17 protein-coding genes are annotated in these 18468 nt (G+C 67.3%); 11 read left to right on the top strand and 6 right to left on the bottom strand.

Translation table 11 applies throughout. The features are described from left to right. Positions 1-198: 198 nt before the first annotated feature. On the bottom strand, positions 199-1614 hold the full coding sequence (locus AN401_RS17315; RefSeq protein WP_198401764.1) for a diguanylate cyclase: 1416 nt from the start codon (positions 1612-1614) through the stop codon (positions 199-201). Between the two features lie 329 nt (positions 1615-1943). Here AN401_RS17315 and AN401_RS17310 point away from each other — a divergent pair, with 329 nt between their 5' ends. Further along, complete coding sequence (locus AN401_RS17310) at positions 1944-3215, top strand: GGDEF domain-containing protein (RefSeq protein ID WP_157772307.1); 1272 nt, start codon at positions 1944-1946, stop codon at positions 3213-3215. 14 nt (positions 3216-3229) lie between these two features. On the opposite strand, the gene AN401_RS17305 is transcribed toward AN401_RS17310, so the two are convergent. From AN401_RS17305 to AN401_RS17295, 3 genes are all read right to left on the bottom strand, one after another. Beyond that, positions 3230-3796, bottom strand: coding sequence for an antibiotic biosynthesis monooxygenase (locus tag AN401_RS17305; RefSeq protein WP_094041108.1), 567 nt, complete (start codon positions 3794-3796; stop codon positions 3230-3232). Positions 3797-3810: 14 nt separating this feature from the next. Continuing rightward, on the bottom strand, positions 3811-4743 hold the full coding sequence (locus AN401_RS17300; protein ID WP_096780027.1) for a pirin family protein: 933 nt from the start codon (positions 4741-4743) through the stop codon (positions 3811-3813). 99 nt (positions 4744-4842) lie between these two features. Further along, a complete protein-coding gene (locus AN401_RS17295; RefSeq protein ID WP_096780401.1) occupies positions 4843-5748 on the bottom strand; it encodes a LysR family transcriptional regulator in 906 nt (301 codons plus the stop codon). 106 nt (positions 5749-5854) lie between these two features. Between AN401_RS17295 and AN401_RS17290 the strand changes: the two genes are divergently transcribed. Genes AN401_RS17290 through AN401_RS17270 form a run of 5 tightly spaced genes read left to right on the top strand, consistent with a single transcriptional unit; the run spans position 5855 to position 11671 of the window. Next, on the top strand, positions 5855-7030 hold the full coding sequence (locus AN401_RS17290) for an acyl-CoA dehydrogenase (protein WP_096780026.1): 1176 nt from the start codon (positions 5855-5857) through the stop codon (positions 7028-7030). Between the two features lie 21 nt (positions 7031-7051). Further along, positions 7052-8260 (top strand): CaiB/BaiF CoA transferase family protein, encoded by a 1209-nt coding sequence (locus tag AN401_RS17285; RefSeq protein ID WP_198401763.1) that lies wholly within the window; start codon positions 7052-7054, stop codon positions 8258-8260. A gap of 60 nt (positions 8261-8320) precedes the next feature. Next, positions 8321-9070, top strand: coding sequence for an electron transfer flavoprotein subunit beta/FixA family protein (locus AN401_RS17280; RefSeq protein ID WP_096780024.1), 750 nt, complete (start codon positions 8321-8323; stop codon positions 9068-9070). Next, positions 9070-9999 (top strand): electron transfer flavoprotein subunit alpha/FixB family protein, encoded by a 930-nt coding sequence (locus AN401_RS17275; protein WP_096780023.1) that lies wholly within the window; start codon positions 9070-9072, stop codon positions 9997-9999. The genes AN401_RS17280 and AN401_RS17275 overlap by 1 nt, the downstream gene beginning before the upstream one ends. A gap of 22 nt (positions 10000-10021) precedes the next feature. After that, the gene (locus tag AN401_RS17270; protein WP_096780022.1) at positions 10022-11671 is read left to right on the top strand and encodes an electron transfer flavoprotein-ubiquinone oxidoreductase; all 1650 of its coding nucleotides are present in this window, start codon (positions 10022-10024) and stop codon (positions 11669-11671) included. Positions 11672-11686: 15 nt separating this feature from the next. Here AN401_RS17270 and ycaC read toward each other — a convergent pair whose 3' ends face one another. Both ycaC and AN401_RS17260 read right to left on the bottom strand, forming a co-directional pair. After that, complete coding sequence (ycaC, locus tag AN401_RS17265; RefSeq protein ID WP_094038439.1) at positions 11687-12313, bottom strand: isochorismate family cysteine hydrolase YcaC; 627 nt, start codon at positions 12311-12313, stop codon at positions 11687-11689. A gap of 74 nt (positions 12314-12387) precedes the next feature. Continuing rightward, positions 12388-13251 carry a pirin family protein gene (locus AN401_RS17260; RefSeq protein WP_094038438.1) on the bottom strand — a complete coding sequence of 288 codons (864 nt, stop codon included), beginning with the start codon at positions 13249-13251 and terminating at the stop codon, positions 12388-12390. A gap of 126 nt (positions 13252-13377) precedes the next feature. Here AN401_RS17260 and AN401_RS17255 point away from each other — a divergent pair, with 126 nt between their 5' ends. The 5 genes from AN401_RS17255 (at position 13378) to AN401_RS17235 (ending at position 18441) form a co-directional block, all read left to right on the top strand. Continuing rightward, positions 13378-14283 carry a LysR family transcriptional regulator gene (locus AN401_RS17255; RefSeq protein ID WP_096780021.1) on the top strand — a complete coding sequence of 302 codons (906 nt, stop codon included), beginning with the start codon at positions 13378-13380 and terminating at the stop codon, positions 14281-14283. 169 nt (positions 14284-14452) lie between these two features. Beyond that, positions 14453-15115 (top strand): response regulator transcription factor, encoded by a 663-nt coding sequence (locus AN401_RS17250; protein WP_198401762.1) that lies wholly within the window; start codon positions 14453-14455, stop codon positions 15113-15115. Positions 15116-15216: 101 nt separating this feature from the next. Beyond that, positions 15217-15651 (top strand): response regulator transcription factor, encoded by a 435-nt coding sequence (locus AN401_RS17245; RefSeq protein ID WP_157772302.1) that lies wholly within the window; start codon positions 15217-15219, stop codon positions 15649-15651. 63 nt (positions 15652-15714) lie between these two features. Next, positions 15715-16212, top strand: a complete 498-nt coding sequence (locus tag AN401_RS17240; RefSeq protein WP_096780018.1) for a hypothetical protein — start codon at positions 15715-15717, stop codon at positions 16210-16212. Next, positions 16213-18441, top strand: coding sequence for a response regulator (locus AN401_RS17235; protein ID WP_096780017.1), 2229 nt, complete (start codon positions 16213-16215; stop codon positions 18439-18441). It begins immediately after the preceding gene. Positions 18442-18468 lie beyond the last annotated feature (27 nt).

Genomic DNA, 18468 nt, shown 5'->3' with positions numbered 1-18468 from the left:
TCCCTGCTTGATAGGTGGGGGTACAACGGCTCGGCGCGGGCACCCACTTGTGGTGGGCGCCGGTCGCCGGCCAACGCCGCTGGATTGAATTTCCGGCAGGCATTGTATGACGTTCGCGCACAAGACTTAAGGGGGTTGCGCGAATTCTGTCGACTGGTTCGACTAATTGATGGTTGCCTAAGCAATGTCAGGGCATTTTTATGCACTTTTTGTAGGGGCATTATGGCCCTGCGGACCGGCGCCGGTGTCTTCCGTCGTGGCCAGGCAGGCCCGGTCCCGTCCTTCGGCCTTGGCCTGGTAGAGGGCGGCATCCGCCCGCTGCACCAGGGTTTCGATGCAATCCATCGGGCCGGCGGTGCCGATGCCGGCGCTCACCGTTACCCTGCCGGTGGCGGGAAAGGCATGGCGGCGGGTCGCCGCCAGCAGCCGTTCGGCCAGTTCCAGGGCCTGGCCGGCGTCGGTTTCCGGGCAGACGAGCATGAATTCCTCGCCGCCCCAGCGGCACAGTATGTCCGCTTCCCGCAGGTTGTTCCGCAGCAGCCTGGCGAAGTCGACCAGCACCTTGTCGCCGGTCAGGTGACCCTGGAGATCGTTGATGTGCTTGAAATGGTCCAGGTCGAGCATGATCACCGCCAGTGGCCGCCGGTAGCGCTGGGCCAGTTGCAGTTCCTTGTGGAAGATGTTGTTGAGGGCATGGCGGTTGGGCAGCCCGGTGAGCGGATCCGTTTGCGCCAGCACCTTCAGTTGCCGGTTGAGGCGGTTCAGCCGGCGCATCCAGAACAGGCTGGTGGCGAGCACGGCGGTGAGGGTACCGCCCAGGGCATAGACCAGGGTGTAGTCGGTCACCACCTGCGACACCATGTTCATGGCGGTGTGCCGCCCCATGATCTGCTGGCGCGCCTCGGGGGTCAGGGTGGCGATGCCCTTGTCGAGGATATCGCGCAGGGTCTGTTCCGACTTGAGCACCCCCATGCGCAGCCGGTTGTCGTAGCCCGGGATCTGGCCCGACACCTTGAGGTTGAACCAGCCTTCGTTCTTGATGGTATGGGCCGCCATGATCAGCGAGCGCAGGGTCATGTCCGCCTTGCGCTCCGACACCAGGCGCAGGGCCTCCCGCTCCGAGTCGGTGTAGATGATCTCGATATGGGGGAAGTCGCGGGCGAAAAACTCGGCCATGGCGGTGCCGTAGGGCAGGGCGATGGTCTTGCCGGTGAGGCTGGACACGTCCGAGATAAAGGGATGCTCCTCCCGGGTGATCAGCACGTTCGGATCTTCCAGCAGCGGCTCGGTGAAGATCAGCCACTGTTCCCGCTCGGGGGTCTGGTTGAGGAAGCTCAGCGCCAGGCAGTCGCCGGCCCGGGAGGCGATCAGGCTTTCCTCCCAGGTCTGGGTGGGGTGCAGCCGGACCTGCAGGCCGGTGTTGGCCGCGACCATGGCGATCAGGTCGGCGGCGATGCCCACATGCCGGCCGTGCTTGTCGATGGCCTCGAACGGCCACCAGTCCGGATCCACGCACAGGGAAACGCTGGGGTGGGCGTTGAGGTAGGCCCGTTCGGAGGCGCTCAGCTCGGCCGGGTGTTCGTTTGCCGGCGCCGGGAGCGACAGGGTACACAACAGTGCCCAGATAGAGATCCGAAAAAATCTCTTTTGGCGGCATTGCCTTCGTTGGCCGGGGGTGATTGAGGGTGAATCCATTCTTTTCCTCAACAATCAGTGGGTTGCCTCATCATCCTCGTTTCGGTGGCGCAGGGCAATGGCCGTAACCCCGGAAAACGGAGCTGTGACGTGATTTATCTGAGGTGGGACAAGGTTCTGCTTTGGGGTTCGTATTATCATCCCCCGCCTTGTCATGGTGCCGGACGGCAATAGGGCCGGGGGCCATGAAGGGAGGGAGGCAGGATGCGGAACTGGGGATGTTGTTCAGGGTGATCAAGACGGAGCCGATGAAAAGAGCCTGGTGGCCGTTCTGGCTGTGGCTGCTGTGCGTGTTCCTGATCCTGGTGTGGGGCCGGCCGCTGGTGCGGCACGAGTTCGAACGCAGCCTGGGGGAGAGCATGATGGCGCTGGCGGCGGGCACGGCACGCCAGCTGGCGCTCGGCCGGGAGCAGGTGGCGGAGCTGCTGCCCCTGGATTATGCTGCCTTGCGGCAGCATCCGCTGAACCGGGAATTCGAGCGGGATGCCCGCGAGCTGATGGCGCTGGCCGATATCCGTTACATCTATGTGGAAGTGGATCTGGGGCCGGCGGTGCCGTTCCGGGTGGAGCCGGGCGAGGAAAAGGTGTTCAATGCCGCCGCCGGCACCCCGCTCGATATCCTCTATCTGCTCGACGCCGTGACCGAGGAAGAGGCGGCGCGGCAGGAGCGCCCCTTCTCGGAGAAAGAGCGGTACGGCCTGCTCGGCGAGCGGAACCGGGTGCTGTTTGCCGGGCGCCAGCCCGGCTGGCTCGTCAGCGAGGATCGCTGGGGCAAGTACCTCACCGCCTATGCCCCCCTGTACCTGAGTGACGGCGATTTCCTGGGCATGCTGGGGGTGGACTACGACTACGGCAGCTACCGCCGGGCCCTGCTGCTGTACGAGTCGGTGCTGCTGCTGCCCCTGCTGCTGAGCGGTGGCGTGCTGCTGTTCCAGCTGTTCCAGTTGAAAAGCAGCATCAGGGCCGAGAAACAGGCCCGGGGCGAAGCCCTCCAGGCCTACAGGGATACCCTCACCGGCATCTGGAACCGGCGCGGGATCTGGCGGCTGCTGGAGCGGCAGTGGCGGCTGGCGCGGGCGCACCATCACGGCGTGACCCTGCTGCTGGTGGACGTGGATTATTTCAAGGAATACAACGACAACTACGGCCATCCGGCCGGTGACCGCATGTTGCGGGCGGTTGCCGGCATGCTGGCGGAGTTGGCCGGGGAATACCAGGGGGTGGTCGGGCGCTACGGCGGCGACGAGTTCATGCTGTTGTTCGCCAACCTGATCCCGGGGGAAGAGGACAAGCTGGGCCAGGAGATCCTGGTCCGCTGCCACACCCTGGCGATTCCCCACGCCTTTTCCCCCATCTCCGACCGCCAGACCCTGAGCGTGGGCGCCGTCACCCTGGCGCCCGGACAGGAGGTGGCGATGGACACCCTGGTCGAGCTGGTGGACCGGGCGCTTTACCAGGCCAAGCGCCATGGCCGCAACCGGGCCTGCTGCCACCAGGAGCCGAAACGGCGGGCCGGCTGAACGGCCCGCCGGGATCAGCGGTACAGCCAGTGGGCGATGCGCGGTACCAGCCGGGGCATGACCAGGTAAATCACCAGGGCGACGATGACGCCGGCGCTGATGGCGTGGCGGATGCCCCACAGGCCCAGGGGCGGCACCTGCTCGAACAGGGGCGACAGCACCGGCGGCACCACCATGGTCAGCACCCAGATCACCAGGCTGGTGACCAGCCATTGCTTCCAGCGGGTCGGCTGTTTGGGCGGCGGGTTGAGGGGCTGGAACCAGTTGTCGATGCCGGAGGAGATCTCCACCTGGTCCGGCAGCTCCAGATAGTGCTCCGCTTCCTCGATCAGGGCCTGGCGCTCCCGGGACTGCACCCAGGCCTCGGCCTCCGCCTGGCTGGCGAAGCGCACCGCGATATCGTACTGGGTATGGCCGCAGGTCGGCTTGAAGATATTGACGCCCTGGTGGCCGGAAAAGCCGGCGGCCACGTCTATGGTCTTTCTCAGCCAGTGCTCGTAGTCGCCCAGCGCCTGCGGGCGCACCCGGTGGCGGATCAGGACCGACACGCCGGCCGTCATGGTATGGGGTTGTTCCGTCATGCCGTGCTCCTTCATCAGGGTAATTCGGGCGCCTGCAATGGCTCGCCCTTGTACCCCTCGACCTTGCCGAAGCGTTCAGCGCCGGCGTTCCAGTCGGCCAGGGCTTGGGCGATGTCGTCCCTGCTGTGGCCGACGAAGTTCCACCAGATGTAGATGTCCTCGTCCAGCGGCTCGCCGCCCACCAGCAGCACCCGGGCGCCGGGGGCCAGGGTCAGGGTGACCTGTTCCCGGTGCAGGCCCAGGTAGGCCAGCTCGTTCTCCGCAAAGTTTTCTGCGCCAAGCGCCAGCTGGCCTTCCAGCACGAACAGGCCGTATTCGAACTCCGGGCGCAGGGGGAGGCTCAGCTCCGCCCCCCGGGGGCTGTGCAGATCCATGCCCAGCAGGGGCGAAAAGCTGAGGGTGGGGGCCTTGTGGCTCAGGTAGTCGCCCACCAGCAGGGTGAAGTCGACGCCGTCCTGGGACCAGGCGGGCAGCCTGGGGTAGTGATCGAAACGGGGCGGGGTGTCCTTGTCGGCCTCGGGCAGGGCAATCCACAGCTGGGCGGCGTGCAGCCGGCCCTGGCCGGGCACCGACTCCTCGGTGTGGGCGATGCCGTGGCCGGCGGTCATCAGGTTGACCTGGCCGGGGCGGATCACCTGCTGGTGGCCCAGGCTGTCCCGGTGCAGCACCTCGCCTTCCAGCATCCAGGTAAAGGTCTGCAGGCCGATGTGCGGATGGGGCCCCACCCGCATGCCGGGCTCGCCCGGGGCGAAGTCGGCGGGGCCGGCGTGATCGAGAAAACACCAGGCGCCGATCAGCCGCCGCTGTTTGGACGGGACGGCGCGGGCCACGGGGATGCCGCCCACGTCGGCGAGGCGCGGCGCGATGCGCTGTATCTGGCGCTCGCCCTCCACCAGCGGGCAGTCGCGGGAAGAGCCGAAGCTCGCCGACCATTGGATATTGCTCATGGAACCTCCGGAAAAGGGTTGGACAGGGTGCCTTGTCACCGCTCCGATAAGGTTAGCGCCTTATCGGGCCCATGACCGATTATGGCCGTGTCGCCGCGGCTAATACCAGTCGCCGTTGTCCCGGATCTCGCCAATCAGCGCCAGCAGCAGCGTCCGCACCGCCCGGGCCGCCACGCTCAGGGGCTTGTGGCGGGCATGGGCCAGGTAGATGCGGCGTTCTATTTCCGGCTCGGTGATCGGCAGCGAGGGCAGGGGCCGGGGCGCGTCGGCCACCCGCCGGGATAGCACCGAGTAGCCGGCACCGGCTTCGACCAGGGCCTTGATCTGGTCCAGGGCGTCCATTTCCAGCACCACCCGCAGCGGGTGGTGCAGCAGCAGGGCCGCGCTTTCCAGCTCTTCCCGCAGGCGGTGGGGGCGGCCCGGCAGGATCAGCGGCAGCGCCAGCAGCTCGGCCAGGGTCAGGCGGTCGCGCCCGGCGAAGCGGTCGTCGCCGGGCGGGAAGATCAGCCGCAGCCGCTCCCGGGCGACCTCCTCGGCGGCCAGGCCCGGGTGCCCCTCGCAGTCGAACAGCAGGCCGAGATCCAGCTTGTCGTCCTGCAGCCATTCCTGCATGTGGCCCGAGAGCCCTTCGGTCAGCCGCAGCTGTACCTCGGGCAACCGCTGGCGCACCTGCAGCGCCAGCGGCACGCTGAGCAGGGGCCCGAGCGAGGTGGGAATGCCGACCACCACGGGCCCGGAGGGGCTGGCCTCGATGCCGCGCACCTCGTCGCGCAGCCCGGCGGCCTCGGCCAGCAGCGCCTTGGCGCGCCGCACCAGGTGCCGGCCGCTGTCGGTGGGGCAGATGCCCCGGGCCGAGCGGACCAGCAGGGCGCAGCCGAACTCTTCCTCCAGCTCCCGCACATGCCGGCTCAGGGCCGGCTGGGCCACGTACAGCAATTCCGCCGCCCGGGAGAAGGAGCCCGATTCCACTATGGTCACGAAATAACGCAGTTGCCTCAAATCCATGGCGAGCCAGATCAAATTGTTAACTCTCGTATACCAATTATATCTTTTTAGTCTGGCGATAAATGCGACAAGCTGGGCAGAACAGGGACAGACAAGGAGAACGGCAATGCGACCCATGACATGGGAAGACCCCTTTTTACTGGATGAACAACTGACCGACGAGGAGCGGATGATCCGCGACGCGGCCCGGCAGTACTGCGAGGAGCGGCTGGCGCCCCGGGTGATCGCCGGCTACGCCGAGGAGAGTTTCGACCCCGAGATCCTGCGGGAAATGGGCGAGATGGGCCTGCTCGGCGCCACCCTGCCGGTGGAATACGGCTGCGCCGGCGCCAGCCACGTGGCCTACGGCCTGGTGGCCCGGGAAGTGGAGCGGATCGACTCCGGCTACCGCTCCGCCATGAGCGTGCAGTCCTCCCTGGTGATGCACCCCATCTTCACCTTCGGCAGCGAGGAGCAGAAGCAGCGCTTCCTGCCCCGGCTGGCGAGCGGCGAACTCATCGGCTGCTTCGGGCTGACCGAGCCGGACGCGGGCTCGGATCCGGGATCCATGCTGACCCGGGCCCGCCAGGTGGACGGCGGCTACCTGCTGAGCGGCCAGAAGATGTGGATCACCAACAGCCCCATCGCCGATCTGGCGATCGTCTGGGCCCGCTCCGACGCCCACGAGGGCAAAATCAAGGGCTTTATCGTGGAGCGCGGCACCCAGGGCTTCAGCGCGCCCACGATCAAGGGCAAGTTGTCGCTGCGGGCCTCGATCACCGGCGAGCTGGTGCTCGACGACGCCTTTGTGCCGGACGCCAACCTGCTGCCCGGGGCCAGCGGCCTGGGCGGGCCCTTCAGCTGCCTGAACAAGGCCCGCTACGGCATCGCTTGGGGGGTGATGGGCGCCGCCGAGTTCTGCTGGCAGGCGGCGCGCCGCTACACCCTGGACCGCAAGCAGTTCGGCCGCCCCCTGGCCGCGACCCAGCTGGTGCAGTTGAAGCTTGCCAACATGCAGACCGAGATCGCCCTGGGGCTGCAGGCCGCCCTGCGGGTGGGGCGCATGATGGACGAAAACAGCTGGTCGCCCGAGGTGGTGTCCTTAATCAAGCGCAACAACTGCGGCAAGGCGCTGGACATCGCCCGGGTGGCCCGGGACATGCACGGGGGCAACGGCATCTCGGAGGAGTTCCAGGTGATCCGCCACATGATCAACCTGGAAACGGTGAACACCTACGAGGGCACCCACGACATTCACGGCCTGATCCTGGGCCGGGCACAGACCGGACTGGCGGCGTTCTAGCGCCGGCGGCAAGGAGGCGTGATGAGCGCATTGCACGGACTGAAGGTACTGGACTTGAGCCGGGTGCTGGCGGGGCCCCTGGCCGGCCAGCTGCTGGCCGACCTGGGCGCCGAGGTGACCAAGGTGGAACGGCCGGGAGAGGGGGACGACACCCGCCGCTGGGGCCCGCCCTTTCTCGCCGACGAAGACGGCGCCGCCACCCCGGAGAGCGCCTATTACCTGAGCGCCAACCGGGGCAAGGCGTCGGTCACCATCGATCTCACCCGGCCCGAGGGCCAGGCGCTGGTGCGCCGGCTGGCGGCCGGCTCCGACGTGGTCATCGAAAACTTCAAGCGCGGCGGCCTGGCCCGCTACGGCCTGGACTACCCGGCCCTGAAGGCGCTCAACCCCCGGCTCGTTTACTGCTCCATCACCGGCTTCGGCCAGGACGGCCCCTACGCCGACCGGCCCGGCTACGATCTGCTGGTGCAGGGCATGAGCGGCCTGATGAGCATCACCGGCGAGGCGGACGGCGAGCCCATGAAGACGGGGGTGGCGATCACCGATCTGTGCACCGGCCTCTACGCCGCCCTGGCCATACTGGCGGCCCTGGCCCACCGGGAGCACAGTGGCGAGGGCCAGTACATCGACCTGGCGCTGCTCGACGTGGCCACCTCCCTGCTGTCCTACCAGGCCAACAACTACCTGGTCGGGGGCCGGGTGCCGGCGCGCATGGGCAACGCCCACCCGAGCATAGTGCCCTATCAGGTGTTCGCCACCGCCGACGGCCACCTGCTGCTGGCGGTGGGCAACGACGGCCAGTTCCGCGCCTTCTGCGAGGCGGCGGCCTGCCCCGGTCTGGCGAGCGACGAACGCTACGCCGGCAACCGGGGCCGGGTGGCGCACCGGGAGGAACTGATCGCCCGGCTGGCGCCAGTGTTGCGCGGCCGGACCACGGCCGACTGGCTGCACCGGCTGGAGGCGGCGGGCGTGCCCTGCGGCCCCATCAACACCGTCGACCAGGTGTTCGCCGATCCCCAGCTCCGCCACCGGGGCATGGTGCTGGAGCTGGACCACCCCCTCGCCCCGGGCCTGCGGCTGCTGGGCAACCCCATCCGCCTGTCCGGCACCCCGCTGGCCTGCCGGCGAGCGCCGCCCCGGCTCGGGGCCGACACCGGCCGGGTACTGGCGGAGCGGCTCGGCCTGGACGAGGCCGAAATCCGCCGCCTGCGGGCGGAGGCGGTGATTTGAGGCATGGCGCGGGCCGGGCAGGCCGGCCGCTGTTTTTGGGATTGAAACCGAGGTATTGCGATGAAAGTACTGGTAACCGTTAAACGGGTCGTCGATTACAACGTCAGGGTCCGGGTCAGGCCCGATCACAGGGGCGTGGAGCTGGCCAACGTCAAGATGGGCATGAACCCCTTCTGCGAGATCGCGGTGGAAGAGGCGGTGCGGCTCAAGGAGCAGGGCCTGGCCCGGGAAGTGGTGGTGGTGTCGGTGGGCCCGGCCCAGGCCCAGGAGCAGCTGCGCGCGGCCCTGGCGCTGGGCGCCGATCGGGCCCTGCTGGTGGAAACCGACGCCGAGCCCGGCGCCCTCGCCCTGGCCCGGCTGCTCAAGGCGGTGGTCGACCGGGAGCGGCCCGATCTGGTGCTGCTGGGCAAGCAGGCCATCGACTCCGACAACAACCAGACCGGCCAGATGCTCGCCGCCCTGGCCGGCCTGCCCCAGGGCACCTTCGCCTCGGCCCTGGCCTTCGCCGACGGCAAGGTGCGGGTGACCCGGGAGGTGGACGGCGGCCTGCAGACCCTGGAGCTGGCCCTGCCGGCGGTGATCACCACCGACCTGCGGCTCAACCAGCCGCGCTACGCCTCCCTGCCCAACATCATGAAGGCCAGGAGCAAGCCCCTGGAGGTGCTCGCCGCCGCCGGGCTCGGCGTCGAGCCGGCGTCCGGCCTGACCACCCTCAGGGTGGAGCCGCCGGCGCCGCGCCGGGCCGGAGTCCGGGTGGGCAGCGTGGCCGAGCTGGTCGACAAACTCAAACACGAAGCAAAGGTGATCTGATGGCTATTCTGGTTATTGCCGAACACAACCACCGCCGGCTGGGCGAGGCGACCCTCAACACCCTGGCGGCCGCCCGCCAACTGGGCGACGACCTCCAGGTGCTGGTGGCCGGGGCCGACTGCCGGGAGGCGGCCGCGGCCGCCGCCGGGATCCCGGGGGTGACCCGGGTGCTGCTGGCGGACGCCCCCTGGCACCGGCATCCGCTGCCCGAAAACCTGGCGCCGCTCGTCGCCGGGCTGGCCGGGGACTATTCCCACCTGCTGGCGCCGGCCAGCGCCAACGGCAAGAACCTGATGCCGCGGGTGGCGGCGCTGCTGGGGGTGGATCCCGTGTCCGACATCACCGCCGTGCTCGACGCCGACACCTATCAGAGACCCATCTATGCGGGCAACGCCATCGCCACCGTGCGCTCTAATGCCGCCGTCAAGGTGATCACGGTGCGCGCCTCGGCCTTCGAGCCGGTGGCGGCAGAGGGAGGCAAGGCCCCCATCACGGCCATCGACAGCCCCGCCGACAGCGGCCTGTCGCGGGTGATCGGCGAGGCGCTGAGCCGGTCCGAACGGCCGGAGCTGGGCGCGGCCCGGGTGGTGGTGGCGGGCGGGCGCGGCCTGCAGAGCCGCGACCATTTCGAGCTGCTGTATCGCCTGGCCGACAAGCTGGGGGCCGCGGTCGGCGCCTCCCGCGCGGCGGTGGACGCGGGCATGGTGGCCAACGATCTGCAGGTGGGCCAGACCGGCAAGATAGTGGCGCCCCGGCTGTATATCGCCGTGGGCATTTCCGGTGCCATCCAGCACCTGGCGGGCATGAAGGACTCGGGCGTGATCGTCGCCATCAACAAGGACGAGGAGGCGCCTATCTTCCAGGTGGCGGACTACGGCCTGGTGGGCGATCTGTTCGAGATCCTGCCCGAGCTGGAGCGGCTGCTGTAGGGGGCGGGTCAGGGAGAGCGGTATGCAACGGGAGTTTATGGAATTCGATGTGGTCGTGGTGGGGGCCGGGCCGGCGGGGCTGGCGGCGGCCTGCCGGCTGGCGCTGGACGCCAGGGCCGAGGGCCGCGCCATCAGCGTCTGCGTGGTGGAGAAGGGGGCCGAGGTGGGCGCCCATATCCTGTCGGGGGCGGTATTCGACAGCCGGGCGCTGGACGAGCTGTTCCCGGACTGGCGCGAGCGGGGGGCGCCGCTGCACACCCGGGTGGCGGAAGACGAGCTCTACCTGCTGCGCGACGCGCACCGGGCGCGGCGGCTGCCCGCCGCCCTGGTGCCGGAGTCCATGCACAACAGCGGGCACTATATCGTCAGCCTGGGCAACCTCTGCCGCTGGCTGGCGGAGCAGGCCCGGGCGCTGGGGGTGGAAGTCTATCCCGGCTTTGCCGCTGCCGAGGTGCTCTACCGGGAGGACGGCGCCGTGGCCGGCATCGTCACCGGCGACATGGGCCGGGGCCGGGACGGCGAGCCCGGGCCCGGCTTTATGCCGGGCATGGAGCTGCGCGCCCGCTATACCCTGTTCGCCGAGGGCTGCCGGGGCCATCTGGGCAAGCAGCTGATTGCCCGCTTCGGCCTGGACCGGGGCCGGGATCCCCAGCACTACGGCCTGGGGCTGAAGGAGCTGTGGGATCTGGACCCGGCCAAATACCGGCCCGGCCGGGTGATCCACGGCGCGGGCTGGCCGCTCGGCGGCGAGGCCGGCGGCGGCTTTTTCCTCTACCACGGCGAGGGCGGGCAGGCGGTGGTGGGCCTGATCGTCGACCTCGACTACCGCAATCCCTGGATGAGTCCCTTCGAGGAATTCCAGCGGCTCAAGACCCACCCGCTGCTGGCGGCGCAGCTGGAGGGCGGCCGGCGGGTGGCCTACGGCGCCCGGGCCATCGCCAAGGGCGGCTTCAATGCACTGGTGCAGATGACGATGCCGGGGGCCCTGCTGATCGGCTGCGACGCGGGCACCCTGGACGTGGCCCGCATCAAGGGCAGCCACACGGCGATGAAGTCGGGCCTGCTGGCGGCGGAAACGGTGGGGCGGGCGCTGGCGGAAGGTGACGAGGGTGGCCGGGAGCTGGTCGATTTCGAGCGCCGCTACCGGGACTCCTGGCTGTTCGACGAGCTGTACCGGGGCCGCAACGCCGGTCCGGCGCTGCGTCGGCTGGGGCCCTGGGCGGGCGGGGCCTTCAACTGGGCGGAGCAGAGGCTGTTCGGCGGTCGGCTGCCCTTTACCCTGCACTGCCGCCGGCACGACGCCGAGGGGCTGCAGCCGGCCGCCGCCAGCCGCAAAATCGACTATCCCAGACCGGACGGGGTGCTGTCCTTCGACAGGCTGTCGTCCGTCCACCTGGCCAACGTCGGTCACCGGGAGGATCAGCCCTGCCACCTGCGGTTGGCGGATCCCTCCCTGCCGGTGCGCGACAACCTGCCCCGGTACGCCGAGCCGGCCCAGCGCTACTGCCCCGCCGGCGTCTATGAAATCGTCGCCGGGCCCGCCGGCGAGCGGCTGCAGATCAACGGCCAGAACTGCCTGCACTGCAAGAGCTGCGACATCAAGGATCCGGCCGGCAACATCCACTGGACGGCGCCGGAAGGGGGCGGCGGCCCCCGTTATCCCAATATGTAGGGAGTTGGCACCGGCTTACTTGCCCGAGGTCAGGGTGCTGTAGCTGGTGATCAGGTTGCGGTAGTCGGGGATGTGGTTGGAGAACAGGGTGCCCAGCCCCTCGATGTCGTTGCGCCAGTCCCGGTGCAGCTCGCAGGCCACGCCGAACCAGGTCATCAGCTGGGCGCCGGCGGCGGTCATCCGATCCCAGGCGGCGTCGCGGGTCAGCGCGTTGAAGGTGCCCGAGGCGTCGGTCACCACGAACACTTCAAAGCCTTCCTCCAGCGCCGACAGGGCGGGGAAGGCCACGCACACCTCGGTAACCACACCGGCGATGATCAGTTGCTTCTTGCCGGTGGCCTTGACCGCGGCCACGAAGTCCTCGTTGTCCCAGGCGTTGATCTGCCCCGGGCGGGCGATATAGGGCGCGTCGGGGAAGGCTTCCTTCAGCTCGGGCACCAGGGGGCCGTTCGGACCCTGCTCGAAGCTGGTGGTGAGTATGGTCGGCAGCCCGAAGTACTTGGCCAGGTCGGCCAGGGCCAGCACGTTGTTCTTGAACCTGTCCGGCTCTATATCACGTACCAGGGACAGCAGGCCGGCCTGGTGATCGACCAGCAGCACGGCGGCGTTGTTTTTGTCCAGACGAACGTAGGGCTTGCTCATGGTTTTGCTCCTCGATGGTGGTGTGCCTGATGGCACTGTGGTCCGGCGGCGGCCCTTGCCGCCGCCGGGCGGGTTCAGCTCATGGCGCCGAAGCGGCCGCTGTTGAAGTCGTCGATGGCCTGGCGGATCTCGGCCTCGCTGGTCATCACGAAGGGGCCGTAGCCGACCACGGGGTCGCCCAGGGGTTCGCCGCTGAGCAGCAGCAGGGTCGCCTCGTCGTTGGCCTCCAGGCTGATCTGCTCGCCGTCGGGCTCGAACAGCACCAGTTGCGCCTCCCGGGCCAGGCTCTGGCCGTTGACCAGCACGGCGCCCTTCAGCACCACCAGGGCCGTGGTCCAGCCGGCGGGCAGGCTGAATTCCTGGTAGCCGTCCCGGTTCAGGCGCAGATCCCACACCTGCATGGGGCTGAAGGTCCGGGCGGGCCCCTGGCGGCCGGCGAAGTCACCGGCGATCAGCCGCAGCCGGCCGGCGCCGTCGTCCAGATCGATATCGGGAATGGCGGCGCTCGCGATGGCCTGATAGCCGGGTGGCGTCATCTTGTCCCTGGCGGGCAGGTTGACCCACAGCTGCACCATCTCCAGATCGCCGCCACTGCGGGTGAAGGCCTCGGAGTGGAACTCCTCGTGCAGTATGCCGGCCCCCGCCGTCATCCACTGCACGTCGCCGGGGCCGATGACGCCGCCCTTGCCGGTGGAGTCCCGGTGGGCGACCTCGCCTTGATAGACGATGGTGACGGTCTCGAAGCCCCGGTGCGGGTGTTCGCCCACCCCCCTGGGCCGCTCGGCCGCGGGAAAGTGGGCCGGCCCGGCGTAGTCCAGCAGCAGGAAGGGGCTCAGTTCGGCGCCATGGCTGTGGTAGGAAAACAGCGAGCGGACGGGGAAACCGTCGCCCACCCAGTGGGCGCGCGGCGCGCTGTAGATGCCGGCGATTCGTTTCATGGTGCTCTCCCGCAAATGGATGATGTAGGAAATTCTAGTCGTGGGACGAAAAAGCGGTAGAGGGTGGATTTGAGAATCAGTGTTCTATATAAGGAACGATAGGGCAGCGAAAGGAGGGAGAGGCCCATGCAGGATCTCAACGATCTTTATTACTTCGCCGCCGTGGTCGATCACGGCGGCTTCTCTCCGGCGGGGCGGGCCCTGGGGATCCCCAAGTCCAAGCTGAGCCGGCGCATCGCCCTGCTGGAAGAGCGGCTGGGGGCGCGGCTGCTGCAGCGCTCCACCCGCCACTTCTCGGTGACCGAGGTGGGGCAGCGCTTTTACGGGCACTGCAAGGCCATGCTGGTGGAGGCGGAAGCGGCCCGGGATCTGGTGGCCTCGACCCAGGCGGAGCCGAGGGGGGTGGTGCGCCTGAGCTGCCCCATCGCCCTGCTTCATGCCCATGTGGGCCAGATGCTGGCCGGTTTCATGGGGCGCTACCCCCAGGTGACCCTGCACCTGGACGCCACCAACCGGCGGGTCGATCTGGTGGGCGAGGCCATCGACGTGGCCATCCGGGTGCGGCCGCCGCCGCTGGAAGACTCCGAGCTGGTGCTGCGTACCCTGGCCGACCGGGCCCAGTGCCTGGTGGCCAGCCCGACGCTGCTGGCGGAGCGGGGCGAGCCGCGGGTACCGGCGGAGCTGGGCCGCTTGCCGAGCCTGGCCCTGGGCGCACCCCAGGAGCTGTACAGCTGGGAGCTGTACGGCCCGGACGAGGTCCAGGCCCAGATCCTGCACCGGCCCCGCTTCGTGACCACCGACATGCTCGCCCTGCGCGCGGCGGCCCTGGCCGGGGTGGGGGTGGTGCAGCTGCCGGTGATGATGGTGCGCGAGCCCCTGGCCGCCGGCGCCCTGGTCCGGCTGCTGCCGGCCTGGCAGCCGCGGCGGGAGATCATCCACGCGGTCTACCCTTCCCGCCGCTGCCTGCTGCCCTCGGTGCGGGCCCTGCTCGACCACCTGGCCGAGGGCTTCGCCGCCATGGACGAGGAGTGAGCCGGCCTGAAGCCGCCGGCGCTTTTTGCTGTTCTTCTGACAAAAATTCCCTTAGTGTCTGTTTTTATTGAATATGCTGAGTGCCGGCGGCACTATGCCGGTATCGAAACACAGTGGTGGTAAGGTGCAAGAAGCTCACTCGACTCAGGGACAAGTCAGGATCGCCATCGTGGAGGATGATGCCGATCAGCTCGATTACCTGCGCCTGTGCCTGGGCGCGGACTATCTGTGCAGCGGTTACCGGGATGCCTCCGCCTTTATCCGCTCGTTGGCCCAGTCGGTGCCGGATGTGCTGCTGCTGGACTGGAACCTGCCGGATATCAGCGGTATCGAGCTGTTGAGGCAGTTGCGTCGCCAGGGTCACCAGATACTGGCCATGGTGATCACGGCCAGGAACGACGAAACCAGCCTGGTGTCGGCCTTCGAGGCAGGGGCCAATGACTTTATCGGCAAGCCGGTGCGCCCTGGTGAGCTGAAGGCCCGGGTGCAGGCCCTGGCCCGGCGGGTGGTGCCGCCGGCAACCTCGGATCATTACCGGGTGGGAGCCTACCGGGTGGATTTGCAGGCCCGCAGCCTCTTTATCAACGACGAGGCCGTCCGCCTGACCAACCGGGAGTTCGATCTGGCCGTGCTCCTGCTGCAACGCATCGGGGAATTGCTGCATAGGGACGTGCTGCTGCGGTCGGTATGGGGGCTGGACGAGAGCATCGGCACCCGTACCCTGGACACTCATGTCTCCCGCCTGCGCAAGAAACTGGGCCTGAATGGCGATTTCGGCTTTCAGCTGCGCTCCGTCTATCAACTGGGCTACCGCCTGGAAAAGCAAAGCTGAGTTGCCTGCGTCCGGGCGCCGGCAACATTTGTTCACAGTCTTTTATGGTGCACTGCTCTACACTGCCGGCACATGTTGCCGGTTCAGTGGCAGGGAAGGGCATGAATAGCAAGAAAATCAGGGTCGCCATTGTCGAGGACGACCCCAATCAAATGGATTACATCATCCGCTGTCTGACCGATGACTACGAGGCCCTTCCCTTTGAGGATGCCGGTTCCTTTATGCGGTTGTATGCCCGACAGGCGCCGGATCTGCTGCTTCTGGACTGGATACTGCCCGGGATCAGCGGTATCGAACTGGTGACCCGCCTGCGCCTGCTGGGTAACCCCATCCCGATTATCATGCTGAGTGCCCGATGCGATGAAGACAGCCTGGTGGACGCCCTGGAAGCAGGGGCGAACGATTTTATGGTCAAACCGGTACGGCGCCGGGAGTTGAACGCAAGGCTGGGGGCCCTGTACCGAGCCGCGCTGGCCCTCAGCTCTGGCCGTTATCCTGAGCCGCGGGTCGGCAAAGGGCCAGGACACATTTGTTGACATTCTTTTTTCGAACTTGCTTATATAATCCCGGCTCCATCCTGCCTTAACGGAGCCATTCCCATGCTGAAAACCCTTGCCGCCGGCCTGATGCTGCTGGTTACCTCTATTCCCGCCCTGGCCCTGGAGCCGGCCCGGGGGCCGGTGTTGCTCAGGGTCTCCGGCGCCATTACCGAAACCAATACCACCGCGGGTGTCGCCGAATTCGATCGGACCATGCTGCTGGCGCTGGCCCAACGCGATACCCTCACCAAGACGCCCTGGTACGACGACGCGTCGACCTTCTCCGGCCCTCTGGTACGGGCGCTGCTGGAGGCGGTGGGGGCAGAAGGCAGCACCCTGCGGGTGATCGCCCTGAACGACTATCAGGCCGAGGTGCCGGTGCGGGATGTTCTCGACTACGAGGTCATACTGGCGATGAGCCGCGATGGCAAGACCCTGAGCGTGCGGGAGCATGGCCCCCTGTTTATCATTTATCCCTTCGATGAGCACCCGGCCTTGATGAACGAAAATATCCTGTCCCGCTCGGTGTGGCAGATCAAAGAGATCGTCGTCGAATAAATGCGCACCCTGCCCCTGCGAATCAAAGTTTCCGCCCTGGCGGCGCTGATCTGTTTCGTCACAGTCATGGTGATCGGCGGCGTGCTGGTGTGGAACCAGAACCAGTTCAAGTCCCGCTTGATCGAGGACGGCGTCTGGGCGGCCTATCAGCTGGATCGGGAACTTGCCAAGTTCAAGCTGGCGTTGACCGATCGGGAAAACCTGCCCGCCGACGATCTGGTGCTGCAATTCGACATCCTCTACAGCCGGATTGCTCTCTTCAGGCAGGGGCAGGTGGCGCGGTTGATGGAGCGGGTCGATGGTGGCCAGGCGCTGGCGGCCGGGATCATTGCGGCCATAGAGGCGATCGATCAGGACTTCCAGCGGTGGCAGGATTCGGGCTTCGAGGAAGACGACGCCCTGATCGGGCGCATACAGCAGCACCTGGGCCAGGTACAGAAAGACAGCGAGATGCTGCTGCTCAAGGCCAACAGCTTTGTCTACCAGCTGAAAAGCGGGGAATACGAGACCAGCATCCGGCTGTATGGCTATATCTTCGCCCTGCTGCTGTTTATGAGCCTGTCCATCGTGATGGTGTTGCGCAACCTGTTCAAGGAGCACCGACTCAGCAGCGAGAAACGGGATGCGCTGGAGCGGCTGACCGGCCAACTGAGTGTGGCGGTTGAACAGGCCAACTCGGCCAACAAGGCAAAGTCCGAATTCCTGGCCACCATGAGCCATGAAATCCGAACCCCGATGAACGCCATCATCGGCCTGTCGAGCCTGCTGCTCGAACAACCGCTGGATGAGCGCAGCCGCCACTATGGCTCCACCATCAAGAGCAGCGGCGAATTGCTGCTGCATCTGATCAACGACATCCTCGATTACTCCAAGGTGGAAGCGGGCAAACTGGTGATTAACCCGAATCCGGTATCCCTGCGTGCCGAGGTGGCCGGCCTGGCCGCCCTGTTCGACGCCCGGGACAATGCGGAGCGGGTCGACTTTATCTACGACGTTGAGGACGGAGTGCCGGACAGCTTGCTGTTCGATGTCGATCGGGTCCGTCAGGTGTTGATCAATCTGCTCTCCAATGCGTTCAAGTTCACCGAGACAGGGCGGGTTACCCTGCGGATCGAAAGTTCCTCCGCCGGCTTGCTGCGCTTTTCGGTCTATGACACCGGTTGCGGCATTGCGCACGGCCAGCAGCAACGGCTGTTCCACCCCTTTATGCAGGCCGATTCATCCTCTTCGCGCCGGCATGGCGGCACCGGCCTGGGGCTGGCCATCTGCAAGCGGCTGGTGGAGTCGATGGGCGGGGAGATCGGCTTGTTCAGCGAGCCCCGCCTGGGCAGCCATTTCTGGTTCGAGTTGCCGTTGGCGGTGGCTCCGGACGGCGTAGTGGCGCGGGCGACGAGTACGGAGGAGCCGGCGGCGCCACCGGCCAGGGTGCTGCTGGTGGAGGACAACCCGATCAACCAGGAAGTGGCCAAAGCCATTCTCGGCAAGCAGGGGCACCAGGTCACGGTGGCCGATGGTGGCGAACAGGCCCTTGCCCTGTGCCGGCAACGGCATTTTGACCTGGTACTGATGGACATGCAGATGCCCGGCATGGACGGTCTGGAAACCACGCGCCGGTTGCGCCTTCAGCTCGGCGGCCAGCCGTTGCCGATCATCGCCATCACCGCCAACGTCATGGCCGGGGAACGGGAGCGCTGCCTGGCGGCGGGAATGGACGACTATCTGAGCAAGCCGGTCAATCCCCAGGTATTGAACCGCACACTGGCTCGCCATCTCACCGCGGTGCCATCAGACAGGGTTCTCGAAGAGGAGGCGGTGCCTTCCGCGTCCCGGCCGACGCCGGCAAGGCCGAATGTACCGGGCATGGCGCCCTTGCTGGACGGCGACATGCTGCAGAGTTTGTCCGGGGAGCTGGGAGAAGAAAGTGCCCATGCGCTTATCGCCATGTTCTTCGAGCGGCTGGAGGAACGCCGGCAACTGCTGACCCGGGCTGCCGGGGAGGAGGACTTCCCTCTGTTGTCCCGCGAGCTGCACTCGCTGAAAGGCGCCGCCGGTACCCTGGGACTGAGCGGGATCAGCCGGCTGGCGCAGCGTTACGAGGAGGAACTCGGCCACCGGCAGGTGTTTTCTCTGGAGCGGCTGCTTGAGGAGCTGGATGAGCTTTTGCTGCAGACGGAAAAGTCGCTGGCGCTGTGGTTTGACGGCTCGGCGGAACGGGCCGGAAACGGCTGAGCGCCGGCCGCCCCGGCCAGGCTCTTC

The sequence above is a fragment of the Zobellella denitrificans genome (assembly GCF_002407485.1).
Lineage (GTDB): Bacteria > Pseudomonadota > Gammaproteobacteria > Enterobacterales > Aeromonadaceae > Oceanimonas > Oceanimonas denitrificans.
The sequence above is the reverse complement of the archived record's forward strand: the minus strand, read 5'-3'. Positions and strand labels throughout refer to the sequence as shown.